Here is a 14655-nt window from a genome sequence, read left to right as displayed (position 1 = left end):
GAAAATGAAAAATGACGGTAGGTTCCCAAGTGAAACAATGCACGTCTATGCTAAAAAGTATTGAACAAGGATTATTAAATTTGTTGATGCGCACCCAAGGTGAGGAAGTCCAAACTATTTTCAAAGATGCAGTCTACACTTTAAAAGAAATCATAGCGGATTTGGAAAAGCGTGTCGGCCAGCTTGAGAGCGAGGAACCGCAATATAAAGGTTTATAATATAAAAAGTCAGTTTATGAGTAATATTCATAAAACTGGCTTTTTTTTGTTGAAAAACATGGTAATATATTTTATGAAAGCTGGTGAATTGATGTTAGCACATATAGATTATAAGAAACAATTTATCGAGCGTTTTTTGAAATACATACAAGAAATGAAAGAAGAAATACTAAATCTATGGATGCAATCTGCCAAAGTTGCTAAAAATGATCCTTTCTATAAGGAAATACTAGCTAATGGAGAAAAGACACTAGAATTAATCCATGAATTTGTTGAAACGAGAGATGTTGAACCAATCATTGCTTTAACAAAAAAGATTGCTAAAGAAAGAATAGAGGCAAATGTTAATATTAGTGAGTATGTTTATAATATTAATGCAGGGCGTTCACTCGTAATTAGTTTTATTTTAAAAGCGAGTTTTTTAAATAATGATGAAAAGCTTTCCTCCATTATGATTGTTGATGAACTATTCGACGAATATGTCTATTATGCTATTAAAGAGTATACCGATTTAAAGGATTCGATTATTTTAAATAAAAATAGGTTTATTCAGGAAATGCATCATGATCGGTTGACAATTTTAGGCCAAATCGCCGCTAGCTTTGCCCATGAATTCCGCAATCCTTTAACTTCAATCAAAGGGTTTATTAAAATGCTTGAGAAGAAATATAGTAGCGCCGATTCAGAAAGTGGCTTATATTTTGATATTATTAACTATGAAATGGAAAGTCTTGAGGATAAAGTATCGCGTTTTTTGTACCTTTCAAAATCAAAGGGTTTGGATGATGAAATGGTCGTTTTCGACATATCGGGGGTTACGAATAAAATGATTGAGTTTATGTATCCTCGCTTTGTTGATGAGAACATAGAAGTGACTTCATCCATTCAAGCCAATTGTTTAGTATTTGCGGTTAAAGAACAGATTAAACAAGTTCTTCTTAATATCCTTAATAACGCTGTTGAAGAACTTTCTGAATTGGGACTAAACCGAATCATTGAAATTGAATTAAAAAACGTTGAAAACGAGATTATATTAAAAATATCAAATAACGGGAAAATGATCCCCGCTTATTTATTAGAAAATATATTTGAACCATTTGTAACGACGAAAAATTTAGGGACTGGTCTTGGTTTATCAGTCGTAAAGCAAATTTTGGAAAAGCATGATGGCACAATAAATGTAGAATCAACTGAAAATAAAACGACGTTTATTATGAAATGGACAGCACATAAAAAGTGGGATTGAGAGGCTACTCTCAAATCCCACTTTTTTTTTATAATACATTAAAATATCTAGCTTCTGGATGGGCAAAAACAATCGCTGTTACAGAAGCTTCAGGCTCCATCATAAATCCGTCGGTTAACTGAATGCCAATTTGTTCAGGCTGCAGCATTTTAAATAGCTTTTCTTGGTCTTCGATATTTGGGCAAGATGGATAGCCAAATGAATAACGCTGCCCTTGATATTTTGCTGCAAAAAGGTCTTGAATTGATAAATCAACAGGATCAATGATGCTCCATTGGTCTCTCATTAATTGATGGGTGCGCTCTGCAAATGCCTCCGCTGTTTCGAGTGCCAACGATTGGATGGCATGGCTTAATAAGAAGTTGCCTTCCTCTTTATATTTTTCCGCACGTTTCCTTACATTTTTTCCTGCTGTTACAGCTAAAAGTCCAATATAATCCATTTCACCGCTGTCAACAGATCGGAGATAATCAGCTAAACATAAATATGGTTCTTTCTGTTGGCGCGGGAAGGTGAAGATTTCCAATACGGTCGCTTTATCCTTCGGATTATAGACGATAATCGAATCACCATCTGATTGAGCTGGGAAAAACTGATATATAGCTGATGGCTCTAAAAGGTCGCTTGTTTTTGCTTCCGCTAGCAAACCATCGATTGTTTCCTTGATTTGTAGTGCTTTTTCGTTTTTTTCCTCAATTAGCCTTTGTACTTTTCCCTTTAATCCTAAATGGTGGCCTAAAAGCATTTGCATATTAATAAATGGTTCAATATGGGCAACAGAGTAGTCTTTTAAAATATGTGGTTCCAAGTCTCTCGGTTTATACACTTGGACATCTGTTGAGACTGTTGAGCGAACTTTAACAGCTACTGCTGGCTGGTGAGCTTGTACATCTGTTGTCGCATTCGCTGTCTTTGAAGCCTCCATTTTTTCAGCAAGGAGCTTCTCCCGTTCTTCTTCATCTTGGAGGCGATTGGCTAAGTCTAATCCGTTCATTGCATCTTTTGCATAAAGAACAGGTCCGCCATATTCAGGTGCGATTTTTGTCTCTGTAAATTTACGAGAAAGGGCAGCACCGCCTACAAGAATTGGAGTAGAAATATTAGCTTGCTTCATATCTTGAGCTGTCAACACCATCTGTTGCGCCGATTTAACTAAAAGTCCTGATAAGCCGACAATATCAGGCTTTTCTTCTTCAATTGCTTTAATAAGCTCTGCAGGTGCTACTTTTATTCCTAAATCAATAACTTTAAAACCGTTGTTCGTTAAGATGATGTCGACTAAATTTTTGCCGATATCATGGACATCGCCTTTTACAGTTGCTAAGAGCACTTTGCCTTTACCGCTGTCATTGTCAGTTGTTTCCATATACGGTTCAAGGAAGGATACGGATGCTTTCATTACTTCCGCACTTTGGAGCACCTCTGCAACAATAAGCTGGTTATCATTGAAGAGCCTACCAACTTCTGCCATTCCGGCCATTAATGGTCCGTTAATAATATCAAGCGGTGTTTCATATTGTTTTAAGGCAAGCTCTAAATCTGGAATTAATCCTTCTTTTGTACCTTCGACGATATAATAGGCTAGTCTTTCTTCCAAAGTCATATCGTTCTTTTGAACGGTTACTTCTTTTTTCTTATCACGATAAAAATTAGTAAACTCAGCTAAAATTCCATCTGTTGTTTCAAATAAAAGCTTTTCCGCCATCGTAATTTCATTTTTTGGAATTGATGCGAATCGTTCCAGCTTCTCAGTATTAACAATCGCATAATCTAATCCTGCTTGCGTGCAATGATATAAATAGACAGCATTAAGAATTTCTCGACCTACAGGTGGAAGGCCAAAGGAAACATTGCTTACTCCTAGTATCGTTAAGCATCTTGGCATTTTTTCTTTAATAAGGCGGATGCCCTTCACTGTTTCGTTAGCTGAACCGATATACTGTTCATCTCCAGTTCCAACTGGAAAAACAAGCGGGTCAAAAATAATATCCTCTGGATTTAGACCATATTTATTTACTAATAATTGATAAGACCGCTCGGCAATTTCGAGCTTTCGTTCGGCTGTTACGGCCATGCCGGTTTCATCAATTGTACCGACAACAACGGCAGCACCAAAGCGGTGGATAAGCGGCACAATTTTTTCAAAGCGTTCTTCACCGTCTTCAAGGTTAATTGAGTTAATGATTGCTTTTCCTTGTGAGTACGTAAGTGCTCGTTCAATAACTGCTTCATCGGTTGAATCGATTACAAGTGGTGCTTTAATTTTTTTGACGAGAACACTTAGGAAATTTTCCATATCTTCAAGCTCATCACGGTCCGGATTTGCTAAACAAACATCGATGACATGGGCACCGTTTTTCACTTGGGCACGGGCAATTTCTGCTGCTTCTTCAAATTGACCATCAATGATTAATGTCTTAAATTTCCGCGAGCCAATTACATTTGTTCGTTCACCAACAAATAGCGGGCGCATCGATTCATCGTAAAGAAGAGGCTCGATACCAGAGACCGCATGGTTATGCGTTTCTTTAGGAATTTGTCGCGGTGGATAATCCTTTAAAATTTCGGCAAGTGCTCTTATATGGTCTGGTGTTGTCCCGCAGCAGCCACCAGCCATGTTAAGCCAGCCTTTTTCTGCGAAGCCAGCAAGTTTCGCTGCAAGCGACTCCGGAGACTCATGATATTTTCCTTCTTCATCGGGAAGCCCAGCATTTGGATAACAGCTCACACCAGTAACAGCAAGGTCTGCAAGTGAGCGGATATGGTCGCGCATAAATTCAGGGCCTGTTGCACAGTTCATACCAATCGCTAAAGGCTTCATATGTTCAATAGAAATATAAAAAGCTTCAATCGATTGACCAGCTAGCGTTGTTCCCATCGGCTCAATCGTTCCAGAAATAATAAGCGGTATTTTTTTGCCCGTTGTGTTAAAGGCTTTTTCAATGCCGACGAAAGCTGCTTTGACATTACGCAAATCCTGACTTGTTTCTAGTAGCAGAAGGTCAACGCCGCCATCAATAAGTCCGCGTGTTTGTTCTTCATAATTATCGATAAGTTTCTCAAATGTAACGCCGCCAGTTACGGATAGTGATTTTGTCGTCGGCCCCATTGATCCTGCGACAAAGCGCGGCCATTCCGGGGTGGAAAACTCAGCTTTTGCTTTACAAGCTAGCTCTGCCGCTACTTTATTAATCTCATATGCTTTTTCACCAAGATCATAATCATCTAAAACAAGCTTCGTTGCGCCGAATGTGTTTGTTTCGACGATATCAGCTCCTGCTTCAAAATAGGAACGGTGAATCCATTCAATCACATGGGGAGCTGTTAAGTTTAAGTTTTCGTTACAGCCTTCATATTGCTCACCGCCGAAATCTTCTGCGGAAAGATTGGCTTCTTGTAACATCGTTCCCATTGCACCGTCGATAATCAGTATTTTTTTCTTCATCTGTTCTTGCAATGTATTGTGTGACAATTTTATCGTCCTTTCTTAGCATAAAAACTTGTTAGTTTCTGTTTTTTTATTTGAATGTATTTAACTAGTTCCACCGAAATTTCATAGCGCATAAATGGCGTAATTAAATAAATTCCATTAAATAAATCAAATGCGCTATCGATTAAAGATTTTGCAATCGCTATACCTTCCGCCTCAGCTTTTTCTCGATCAGACCCACAGCGAGCCATCCTTGCTCTAATATCGTCAGTCAATTTGATTCCTGGTACTTCGTTATGAAGGAATTCAGCGTTTTGGGTGCTGACGATTGGCATGATTCCAATATAGATTGGTTTTTCGATATGCTTTGTTGCTTCATATATTTGTAAAAATTGCTCTTCATTAAATACCGGCTGGCTTATAAAATAATCTGCGCCATATTCAACTTTTTTCTCAAGCCTTTTCACAGCCTTATCAAGGTGGCGGACATTTGGATTGAAAGCCGCTGCAACTGAAAATGCTGTTTTCTTTTGTAAAGGTTTCCCCGAAAACGTCATGCCTTCATTAAATTGCTTAATCAAATTAATTAACTCAAAAGATGATAGGTCATAGACTGATGTTGCACCCGGGAAATCACCCACCTTTGTCGGGTCTCCAGTGACCGCTAACACTTGATCAATTCCTAGAGCATCTAAGCCCATTAAATGGGATTGCAAACCAATTAAATTGCGGTCTCGGCATGTAATATGAACGAGTGGGCGTAAGCCAATGTCATTTTTGACAATAGACCCCATCGCCAGATTGCTTATTCTTGGTGAGGCCAATGAATTATCAGCCATTGTTAAGGCATCAATACCAACTTCCTTTAAAGCTTTTGCCCCTTCAAGGAATTTTGCAGTATTTAACGTTTTCGGCGTATCCAACTCCACGATAATAGACCGTTCTTTAGCAACAATTTCATGGAGATGTGGTTTACTAGGTTTTGAAGCAATCGTAATCATGCTTTTCTCGTTTTTTATTTTTACATCTTTATGGGTTACTGGTGTTAGTCCTTTTAGTTTTTCACTAACGGCCTTGATATGTTTTGGTGTTGTCCCGCAACAGCCGCCGATTAGACGCACTCCTTCGTTGCGGAGGTGAATCGCACACTCGCCGAAATAAACATCATCAGATTCATATATTAATCTGCCATCCTCATAATCGGGCAAGCTAGCATTTGGATAGGCGGAAAGGAATGCCTTCTTCGGCAATGGCACCTCTTGTAACGCCTGAATCATATGATGCGGCCCTAAGCGGCAATTTAAACCGACAACATCTGCACCAAGCTCTTCTAGTTGTTTCAAAGCCGCTGAAAGAGGTGTACCATCCTGTAAAACAGCAACTTCATGAATGGAAACTTGCGAAATAATTGGCAAATCAGTTTCCTTTCGGGCGATTTCGAGTACCGTTTTTATTTCTTCTAAATCATAAAATGTTTCTAATAATATTCCGTCAACGCCTTCTGTGAGGATAGTGTACAGCTGCTCATGGAATGATTTCTTAATTTCATCCATGTCGGCTGCACTTTTTTTAATGCCACGGATGCCGCCAAAAGTACCCATAACATAGGTGTTTTCTTTTGCAGCTTTTCTAGCTAGCTGAACGGCTGCGGCATTAATTTCTTTTACTTGTTCTTCTAAACCGTATCTAGATAGTTTTAAAAAATTTGCTCCGTACGTATTTGTTTGAATAACTTCTGCTCCGGCTTCAATATAGGTTTCATGAATTTGTGTGATCCGCTCTGGTTGAAGTAGATTCAATTCTTCAAAGCAAAAATCAACCCCATATGAATAAAGGAGCGTTCCCATCGCACCATCTGCTATTAAAATACGATTTTGTAAGTCTTGTAAAAATCCCATTCTTCCACCTGCTACATAAATAATATTTTTAATACAAAAAGTCTCCTTCAATTAAGAAGAAGACTACTTGACGGGCAATTCTTCTTCTTATCTGTCTGGAATTAGCACCTGACCAATTGGCTGGTTGCTGAGGATTCATAGGGCCAGTCCCTCCACCTCTCAGGATAAGAATATGAAAAATATATGTTCATTTTTGTTTCTCCTAATTTACTATAGTATAGAAGATTTTACAAGAGAAATTACGAAATTAATAAAAGTTAACAACATTTATATGTTGTTAAGTAAAAAAGCCCACAGTGTTTTTAATACTGTAGACTTTTCATGCATTTTGTCTTGATTTGTGATTTAAATGAATAACTTGATTGATGAGCTTGTCCAATTCTTGGGATAATGTGATGGTTTTAATATTCGTAAATCCATGCCGAAGCCCGTAATGAATCATTTGCTTACGTTTTTTTTCAATTAATAATTTGAGACATTCCATTTGCATGTTAAGGGTTGTTTCCATACGCTCTCACCGTTTTGGTAATAATATTATGATTAGATTATAACTTTTTAAACTATTGGACGATGTGAAATTAATCACACTTTCGTATAAAAATCCAAAAAAATACAAAAAAAGCAAAAAAAGTGTGGATTAAAACCCAAACTATTTTTGCTTTGAATCCATAGAACAGCAACACTTAAGTTATACTTTTTTATTTTAGTGGAATAATATGAGAGTTTTCATCTAATCGTCTTAATCTCGCTGCGGCAGTAGCGCCACCAACAATAATAATTTTTTTCTGCATGTTGCTTACTTCCTCCTAGTGCACCATTTGTAAATAATAGGTATTTATCTAAAAACGCCATTTGATTACCCCTACTGGTGTATCGAATAAGATACCCTAAATAAGGATAACGGTCAAATACTTTATATTTTGTGGGATAGTTACCAAAATATGCGGAATAAATGGAAAGTTCCCTTAAAACATATGCCATGCTTCTGTATATTTTTGTCGGCGAAAAATTAACGTGAAAGGTCGAACGTAGCCCGAACAACGAAATAAAAAAAGCTAACTTGAAAATTTTGCTTTTAGGCTAGGCGAAAATTCAGTTAGCTTTCCGTTATTTTTTACCTGTAATTAATAAATTGCACATCAATCGGTAAATCCGCACCCTTTACGGCGGCAATTACTTTTTGTAAGTCATCTCTGCTTTTGCCAGAAACACGAATTTGATCGTCTTGAATTTGTGATTTTACTTTTAGCTTTAAATCTTTAATAATGGTATTGATTTTTTTGGCATTGTCTTTATCGATTCCTTGGACAAGTTTTGCTCGCTGGCGGACAGTGCCACCAGAAGCGGGTTCAAACTTTCCGTATTCTAAGTTTTTGGTAGGCACATTTCTTTTAATTAATTTACTAATAAGAACATCCTTTAGTTGTTCCATCTTATATTCATCATCGGAGATAAGTACTAGTTCTTCCTTTTCTAGTGAAATATTGCTTTTGCTTCCTTTAAAATCATAGCGGGTCCCAATTTCTTTAAGTGCCATTGTGACTGCGTTTGAAACCTCTTGTGTGTCAACCTTTGAAACTATATCAAATGAGCTTTCACTTGCCATTTTTCCATCCCTCCAGAAATTAGCCGATATGCTTTTATTTTCTATTAAATGTTGGTAAAATGCAACATAATAGAAAAGGTGAATAAATATAGAAAGCTGGGATCATGATGAGCAATATTATACCGGGTACAATAACGACTTTGAAGGCATCGCATGAAGCACCGTTTGGTTATTTTTTAACAGATGGTGAACAGGAAATTTTGCTTCACCATAATGATATGACGAGGGATGAGTTAGCAGAAAATGAGGATATAGAAGTATTTTTATTTCAAGACCGTCAAGGAAGAATTGCCGCAACAATGGAGCTTCCTGCGATAACGATAAATGCATTTGGTTGGGCGAAAGTGGAGGAAGTGAAGCGGGAATTAGGTGTTTTCGTTAATATTGGCATTGATAAAGGAATGCTTTTATCAAAGGATGATCTGCCACCATTAGAACAAGTCTGGCCTCAAGCTGGTGATGAAGTATATTGTACTTTAGAAATTGGCAAAAATGGGCGTTTGTTTGTTAGACTTGCGAAAGAGGCTGATTTCGAGGAGATTGCCAAAATGGCGGACAAGTCTTTATTTAATAAAAATGTTACAGGAAGAATTTATCGTACTTTATATTCGGGATCGTTTATTTTTACGGATGAGGGCTATCTTGGCTTTATTCATGAAAGTGAACGGAAGGAAGAGCCACGGATTGGTGAGAAGGTGACCGGGCGTGTAATTGATGTGAAGGAAGATGGCACAATCAATGTGTCATTGTTGCCGAGAAAACATGAAGTAATGGGCGATGATGCTAGTAAGATTTTCGCTTATATGGAAACACGAAATGGAGCCATGCCGTACTGGGATAAAAGCCAACCTGATGATATTGAGGCTAAATTCGGAATTAGTAAAGGTGCTTTCAAGCGGGCATTAGGGAAGCTTATGAAGGAAGGAAAGGTTTATCAGGAAAACGGCTGGACTTATTTTAAAAAGGATGAATAGAAAGCCAGATTGTACCCTCAAAATGTAGCAATATTCATTTTGAGGGTAGAAATGTAAAAGAGACACCGAAAAAACCTATAAATGATTGGTTTCTTTAGAATATTGTCTTTTACCCGCTTGCCTATTAGCTTCACGCATTTCGTTTTTCTTCGCCCGCTTTGCGTTGTTGTCGATAGGCTTTTTATCATTATCTTTTTCAATTGAATTCCATGGTTGCATATAAAATTCTCTCCTTCCGTTATTGTTCAAATTTTATTTTTCGCTTTATTTGGAAGGATTATGCCTGTTTATCCCTGCTTATTTAAAAAGAATATCGCAATCGTTCCAGGACCAGAATGCGCTCCAATGGTACTACCAACTGTATGAATAAGAAATTCCTCTGTGCCGAATTCAGCTTTGATTAAATCCCGCATTGTTTCCGCCGTTTCCAAATCATCACCATGACTGATGGCAACAAGTTGATCTTGAAGGCTGTCACCGCGTTCCTTCATAATTTCGATGATTCGTTTTAATACTTTTTTTCGACCTTTTATTTTTTCAAGAGGGACTAATTTGCCGTCTTCAACGTTTAAAATGGGCTTGATATTCAGCAACCCGCCGACAAATGCCGATGTTTTGCTGACACGGCCGCCGCGGTATAAATACTCTAGTGAATCTACCGTAAATAGATGCTCTATATGCTTGCAATAAAATTCAATGGCAGCAAGGATTTCGTTTTTCCCTTTGCCTTCCATAGCTAATTCAGCTGCTTTTTTTACAATTAAACCGTAGCCTAGGGAAGCAGCTTTTGTGTCGATAATCGTTAAATCAAAATTTGGGAATTTTTCTGCAATATCATCTTTTACAAGTGTTGCTGTTTGATATGTTCCTGAAAGCTGTGAAGAAAAAGCAATATAAATGCATGTTTCATTTTTTTCTGCATACTTCACAAATGCTTCTTCAAATCTTGCAGGTGGCACTTGGGCTGTTTTCGGAGCCTTGCCATTTCGCATTTCTTTATAAAGTTCCTCGGGCTTAATCGTTTCTAAATCATAAAATTGTTGATCATCAATCTGAACAACTAGCGGCAGTAATTCTATATTTAATGTTTGAAATAACTCTAGAGGCAGATCACAGGCACTATCAGCAAGTATTTTCACACTCATATCAATCTTTCCTTTCAAGAATAATTGCCATTCAGAAATAATTACCTTTTCCTCCATATTGTACGTATATTGTGGGTAATATACAATTGATAGGGTACCATCGTTTTATAAGGAATATGAGTCCCGATAGGATATAGAATAGTGCAGAATGTTTTTGGAGGTGGATTAAAATATATTGGTTACTAACGAAAAAACTTATTGTTGTTTTAGCTGGCGCATTTCTATATGCAGTCGGCTTGAATTTATTTTTAATTCCGGCAAAGGTTTATGCAAGCGGGTTTACAGGGATTGCTCAGCTATTATCAAGCGTGCTAACTGAATATACATCACTAACGATTTCTACAGGTATTTTGTTATTTTTATTAAATATCCCAGTCACTATTTTAGGGTGGATGAAAGTTGGCAGAGCCTTTACAATTTTTAGTTTTATTAGTGTTTCGGCAACGACATTCTTTTTAGAAATAATCCCTGTTTATCCATTATCAGAGGATATCCTTTTAAATGCTGTATTTGGCGGGGTTATATCTGCGGTTGGTGTTGGTTTTACATTGAAATGGGGAGCATCTACAGGTGGTGTCGATATTCTTGCGATGGTTTTATCAAGAATGAAGGATAAGCCCGTTGGCTCATATATTTTTGCGATAAATTCAGTTATAATTATAGTAGCAGGCCTATTATACGGATGGGAAAAAGCATTATATACGTTAGTTACTCTTTACGTAACAACGCGGATTATTGATACGATTCATACTAGACATGAGAAGCTGACAGCAATGATTATTACAAATAAAGGTGAGGAGCTAACAAAAGCAATTCATGAAAAGCTAGTAAGAGGAATAACGTCTGTTCCTGCAAGAGGTTCTTACTCGAAGGAAGATAAGGAAATGCTGCTTATAGTAATCACAAGGTATGAATTATTTGATTTAGAGAGGATTATTAGGCAAGTTGATCCAAAAGCATTTACTAATATTGTTGAAACAGCAGGGATTTTCGGGTTCTTTCGCAAAAATTAATTAGGAGGGGAATACGTATGAGTTTTAGAAAAATAGGACTTATTATTACTTTAGCAGCACTTATGATATTGTCATTGTCAGCATGTGGAACAGGCGAAGTACAGGGGATAAATGGAAATGGAGGACAAGAAGCAGGGCAAGCAACAAATGATAAGCCTGAAACTTCACAGGAAGATCCTGAGCGCTCCCCTGAAGTGAATGATAATGACAAACAAATAGAGACGGAAAACAGTGCTTTTCGCAATATTGATTTATCCGGAAGTAACGGCAAATATATTGTAAAAGGTGAAGCCAGTGTCTTCGAAGGCGTTTTTTATTATACAGTGGAAGACGGCCATGAATATCAGATTGAAGAAACGAAGGTAGCACTAGAAAATGGCGCACCAGCTTGGGAGCCTTTTGAATTAAAAATTACGATACCTGAAGATCTTCTTCCGCTTAATGGTACACTAACGTTGGAATTATTTGAGAAAAGTTCTAAAGATCAATCTACAATCAATCAATATTATACAAAATTAGACGAATTTGGCTATTAAATGATAATGTTCACAAAAAACTCTCATGAAATGGGAGTTTTTTTGTTAAAATAATTTTATAATTCATGTATAGTAAGAAGTAGTTCGGATAGAAAGATTGTGTGATGGAGGGGGATGTAGCAATGTTTGGCCAAAAAAAAGAAATCGAACGATTAATAGCTGAAAATGCTAAGCTACGTGAAAAATTGAATGAAGTGGAGCGCAATCAATATTCCAAAAAAGATATAGAGTTATTATTAGATAGTTTATACCAAGAATTAACAAGTACTGTTAGTCAGCATGAAATAGTAAATGAACAGCATCATGTCCTAGCACAATTTGTATTAAAAATTAAAGAGCGGTTCGATAAAGTTAACAAAATAAGCGAACAATCCAACCGAATTTCCACAACGATGACTGAAAAAGGACAAGCTCTAATTGAATCTACAACTGAAATGGTGCAAAAGTCAATAGAAGGGCGCGACTCTGTTTGCAAAGTTGAAACGCTCATTAAACAACTAGGGGAGCAGTCGAAGGAAACATCTGCAAGTATGACACAGCTGGGAATTCGCTCCAAAGAGATTGAGGATATTGTCAAAGTCATTACAGATATCGCCGAACAAACAAATCTTTTAGCGCTTAATGCTTCAATCGAAGCAGCCCGCGCTGGGGAACATGGAAAAGGCTTTGCTGTTGTAGCTAGTGAAGTCCGCAAGCTTGCAGAGAACACGGCTAATAGTACGAAAAATATAAGTGAGCTTACTCAAAAAATCCAACTTGAGATAGATGAAGCATTAACAGCAAATGAAAAAAGTATATTATTTGTGAACGAAGGAATTTCTTTAAGTACAACGACGACTGAGAAAATCGATATCATCCAAAATGTTATTCAAGTCGTTCAAACAGAGGTCAATGATGTAATCAAAACGATTAAAGAGCAAAAGGAATACAGTGCTGATGTTATGGAAGAAATTAGTGTAACAACTGACATTTTTTCTGATGTAAATGATGCGATTATGAAACATATTGATGATGCGGAAGTTGTTGATCAGAAATTAGCAACGGGAATAAACCAATTAAAACAGGCTAAAAGCAAATTTTAGCAAAACGCAAGCGCCTTATAAATGAGGCGCTTACGCTTTTTTATTTATTTTATACTATTTTGTATTTCATCCAACCTTTGCTGCAGCTCCTGGAGCTGCATTTGTTCTGCTGAAGTTGAGTTAGCAAAAGCAGAAGAAATTTGGTTTTTAGCTTTATCTATATTTGTTTGTGCCTCTTGAAAATGATTAGGTGTTGTCGCAGCCATTGTCGTTGTTTCTGCTAAATGAACGGCTTCTTTTGCTAATTGAAAAAGTTTATTTCCCATAATTAGATGCCTCCAAGGGACGAATCAACTTGATCTTCGTGCTTTCTCTGTTTTTCTTCCACTTCGGCTAATGTTGAGTAATAAGGGATTTTTTCATGATATCTCTGAATAGCATCGGCACTTTGCTGATAGAACCGTTTTGATTTACTTTTCTTACTCATTAAGATTCCCCCTATACATGAGATCTCTTAAGTCATAAATGACTCGTCCTTATTTTGAATCACGAAGCTATTAGTTATGTAAGGGGGAGTGTGTAAAAAAAATGCTGTTTAGGAAAATAAGCGAAGTGCAAACTATAATCTAAAAAACTTTTCTAAATAATAAGCGATACCATCTTCTTCATTCGTATTCGTAACATCATAGGCTACCGATTTTACGTCATCAATAGCATTGCCCATGGCAACGCCATATTTCGCAAGCTGTAGCATTTCGATGTCATTATCCTCATCACCAAAGGCTATAATGCGTTCTTCTGGTATTTGAAAAGATTCTGCAACCTGTTTAACTCCAATCGCCTTATTAATCCCCGCTCTAATAATCTCAATAATATTCCAAGGTGAACCTGACGAACGATGCTCAATAAAGCTTCCTACTTCTTGTGAAAGTTGCTTGCGAATACTGTCAAGTTCATCTTCTTTAGAATGGATTAAAATCGAGGTTGGGTCGCTTTTTAAATTTTCCCGAACCTGGCCTGTATGGATTTGTGGGTTTCCAAACCTAAGCAGCTCCATAATATCTTCATCATGGTTTTGCAGGAAAATATGGTCTTTAACCTGTGCCATAATATTCCTAATATTATATTTATTACAGGTATCAATAATTTGCTGTGCAACGTTTAAAGCTAGTGGGGAATGGTATGTTCCCCAAGCCTCATCCTTTGGATGGTGAATATAGGCTCCATTATAATTTACAATCGGTGTGTTTAATTTCATTTGCTTATAATAGAACTGACTGGCACGAAATGGTCTTCCAGTAGCAATCATGACTTGGTGGCCGCGCTCACGTACATGCTTTATGGTGTCTAATGTTCGCTTAGAGATTGTTTTATTGTTTTTCAGAAGAGTTCCATCGAGATCAACGGCAATTAAATGAGGTTTCATCGTGTCAAGTCCTTTCTAGCTATGCTATATCAAGTGTAGTTATAATTGATATTTTTGTCTAGAATATTGCCTTTAAAAGAAATTTTTGCTCAAGGCTTAAATCTTTTACGGTTTACGTAAAAGTGGTAGGATATAATAAGA

The 14655-nt window shown here is 37.1% G+C and carries 15 protein-coding genes and 1 riboswitch; of the genes, 6 read left to right on the top strand and 9 right to left on the bottom strand.

Features of this window, described 5'->3' with window-relative positions; genetic code table 11:
* Positions 1-11: 11 nt before the first annotated feature.
* Positions 12-218, top strand: coding sequence for a DUF1657 domain-containing protein (locus GX497_04705; protein ID HHY72524.1), 207 nt, complete (start codon positions 12-14; stop codon positions 216-218).
* Between the two features lie 91 nt (positions 219-309).
* Positions 310-1464: a GHKL domain-containing protein gene (locus GX497_04700; GenBank protein HHY72523.1), complete on the top strand. Its 1155-nt coding sequence runs from the start codon at positions 310-312 to the stop codon at positions 1462-1464.
* Positions 1465-1492: 28 nt separating this feature from the next.
* Here the strand turns inward: GX497_04700 and metH are convergent, their stop codons facing one another.
* The 4 genes from metH to GX497_04680 form a co-directional block, all read right to left on the bottom strand.
* A complete protein-coding gene (gene metH / locus GX497_04695; GenBank protein HHY72522.1) occupies positions 1493-4936 on the bottom strand; it encodes a methionine synthase in 3444 nt (1147 codons plus the stop codon).
* A 2-nt stretch (positions 4937-4938) separates the two neighbouring features.
* Positions 4939-6792 (bottom strand): bifunctional homocysteine S-methyltransferase/methylenetetrahydrofolate reductase, encoded by a 1854-nt coding sequence (locus GX497_04690; GenBank protein ID HHY72521.1) that lies wholly within the window; start codon positions 6790-6792, stop codon positions 4939-4941.
* Between the two features lie 84 nt (positions 6793-6876).
* Positions 6877-6963: riboswitch (SAM riboswitch) on the bottom strand.
* Between the two features lie 148 nt (positions 6964-7111).
* Positions 7112-7276 carry an aspartyl-phosphate phosphatase Spo0E family protein gene (locus tag GX497_04685; protein ID HHY72520.1) on the bottom strand — a complete coding sequence of 55 codons (165 nt, stop codon included), beginning with the start codon at positions 7274-7276 and terminating at the stop codon, positions 7112-7114.
* Positions 7277-7906: 630 nt separating this feature from the next.
* On the bottom strand, positions 7907-8398 hold the full coding sequence (locus tag GX497_04680) for a YajQ family cyclic di-GMP-binding protein (protein ID HHY72519.1): 492 nt from the start codon (positions 8396-8398) through the stop codon (positions 7907-7909).
* A 107-nt stretch (positions 8399-8505) separates the two neighbouring features.
* Here GX497_04680 and GX497_04675 point away from each other — a divergent pair, with 107 nt between their 5' ends.
* A complete protein-coding gene (locus GX497_04675; GenBank protein ID HHY72518.1) occupies positions 8506-9372 on the top strand; it encodes a hypothetical protein in 867 nt (288 codons plus the stop codon).
* A gap of 75 nt (positions 9373-9447) precedes the next feature.
* Here GX497_04675 and GX497_04670 read toward each other — a convergent pair whose 3' ends face one another.
* Together GX497_04670 and GX497_04665 are read right to left on the bottom strand one after the other, a co-directional pair.
* The gene (locus GX497_04670; GenBank protein ID HHY72517.1) at positions 9448-9591 is read right to left on the bottom strand and encodes a DUF3941 domain-containing protein; all 144 of its coding nucleotides are present in this window, start codon (positions 9589-9591) and stop codon (positions 9448-9450) included.
* A gap of 68 nt (positions 9592-9659) precedes the next feature.
* Positions 9660-10517: a DegV family protein gene (locus GX497_04665; GenBank protein HHY72516.1), complete on the bottom strand. Its 858-nt coding sequence runs from the start codon at positions 10515-10517 to the stop codon at positions 9660-9662.
* Between the two features lie 170 nt (positions 10518-10687).
* Here GX497_04665 and GX497_04660 point away from each other — a divergent pair, with 170 nt between their 5' ends.
* The 3 genes from GX497_04660 (at position 10688) to GX497_04650 (ending at position 13148) form a co-directional block, all read left to right on the top strand.
* On the top strand, positions 10688-11530 hold the full coding sequence (locus GX497_04660; GenBank protein HHY72515.1) for a YitT family protein: 843 nt from the start codon (positions 10688-10690) through the stop codon (positions 11528-11530).
* A 17-nt stretch (positions 11531-11547) separates the two neighbouring features.
* Positions 11548-12066 (top strand): hypothetical protein, encoded by a 519-nt coding sequence (locus GX497_04655; protein ID HHY72514.1) that lies wholly within the window; start codon positions 11548-11550, stop codon positions 12064-12066.
* A gap of 122 nt (positions 12067-12188) precedes the next feature.
* Positions 12189-13148 carry a chemotaxis protein gene (locus GX497_04650; GenBank protein HHY72513.1) on the top strand — a complete coding sequence of 320 codons (960 nt, stop codon included), beginning with the start codon at positions 12189-12191 and terminating at the stop codon, positions 13146-13148.
* A 44-nt stretch (positions 13149-13192) separates the two neighbouring features.
* On the opposite strand, the gene GX497_04645 is transcribed toward GX497_04650, so the two are convergent.
* The 3 genes from GX497_04645 to GX497_04635 all read right to left on the bottom strand — a co-directional run bounded on the left by GX497_04645 (position 13193) and on the right by GX497_04635 (position 14514).
* Positions 13193-13414: a DUF3813 domain-containing protein gene (locus GX497_04645; protein HHY72512.1), complete on the bottom strand. Its 222-nt coding sequence runs from the start codon at positions 13412-13414 to the stop codon at positions 13193-13195.
* A gap of 2 nt (positions 13415-13416) precedes the next feature.
* Positions 13417-13575, bottom strand: a complete 159-nt coding sequence (locus GX497_04640) for a hypothetical protein (GenBank protein HHY72511.1) — start codon at positions 13573-13575, stop codon at positions 13417-13419.
* 132 nt (positions 13576-13707) lie between these two features.
* Positions 13708-14514, bottom strand: a complete 807-nt coding sequence (locus GX497_04635; protein ID HHY72510.1) for an HAD family phosphatase — start codon at positions 14512-14514, stop codon at positions 13708-13710.
* Positions 14515-14655 lie beyond the last annotated feature (141 nt).

Origin of the sequence: Bacillus sp. (in: firmicutes) (assembly GCA_012842745.1) — a bacterium.
Classification (GTDB): Bacteria; Bacillota; Bacilli; order Bacillales; family Bacillaceae_J; genus Schinkia.
The sequence above is the reverse complement of the archived record's forward strand: the minus strand, read 5'-3'. Positions and strand labels throughout refer to the sequence as shown.

Excerpts from the sequence above, each read along its gene's own strand:
- GX497_04705 (HHY72524.1), top strand. The coding sequence starts at position 12 with ATGACGGTAGGTTCCCAAGTGAAACAATGCACGTCTATGCTAAAAAGT.
- GX497_04700 (HHY72523.1), top strand. The coding sequence starts at position 310 with ATGTTAGCACATATAGATTATAAGAAACAATTTATCGAGCGTTTTTTG.
- GX497_04690 (HHY72521.1), bottom strand. The coding sequence starts at position 6,792 with ATGGGATTTTTACAAGACTTACAAAATCGTATTTTAATAGCAGATGGT.
- GX497_04685 (HHY72520.1), bottom strand. The coding sequence starts at position 7,276 with ATGGAATGTCTCAAATTATTAATTGAAAAAAAACGTAAGCAAATGATT.
- GX497_04680 (HHY72519.1), bottom strand. The coding sequence starts at position 8,398 with ATGGCAAGTGAAAGCTCATTTGATATAGTTTCAAAGGTTGACACACAA.
- GX497_04675 (HHY72518.1), top strand. The coding sequence starts at position 8,506 with ATGAGCAATATTATACCGGGTACAATAACGACTTTGAAGGCATCGCAT.
- GX497_04670 (HHY72517.1), bottom strand. The coding sequence starts at position 9,591 with ATGCAACCATGGAATTCAATTGAAAAAGATAATGATAAAAAGCCTATC.
- GX497_04665 (HHY72516.1), bottom strand. The coding sequence starts at position 10,517 with ATGAGTGTGAAAATACTTGCTGATAGTGCCTGTGATCTGCCTCTAGAG.
- GX497_04655 (HHY72514.1), top strand. The coding sequence starts at position 11,548 with ATGAGTTTTAGAAAAATAGGACTTATTATTACTTTAGCAGCACTTATG.
- GX497_04650 (HHY72513.1), top strand. The coding sequence starts at position 12,189 with ATGTTTGGCCAAAAAAAAGAAATCGAACGATTAATAGCTGAAAATGCT.
- GX497_04645 (HHY72512.1), bottom strand. The coding sequence starts at position 13,414 with ATGGGAAATAAACTTTTTCAATTAGCAAAAGAAGCCGTTCATTTAGCA.
- GX497_04640 (HHY72511.1), bottom strand. The coding sequence starts at position 13,575 with ATGAGTAAGAAAAGTAAATCAAAACGGTTCTATCAGCAAAGTGCCGAT.
- GX497_04635 (HHY72510.1), bottom strand. The coding sequence starts at position 14,514 with ATGAAACCTCATTTAATTGCCGTTGATCTCGATGGAACTCTTCTGAAA.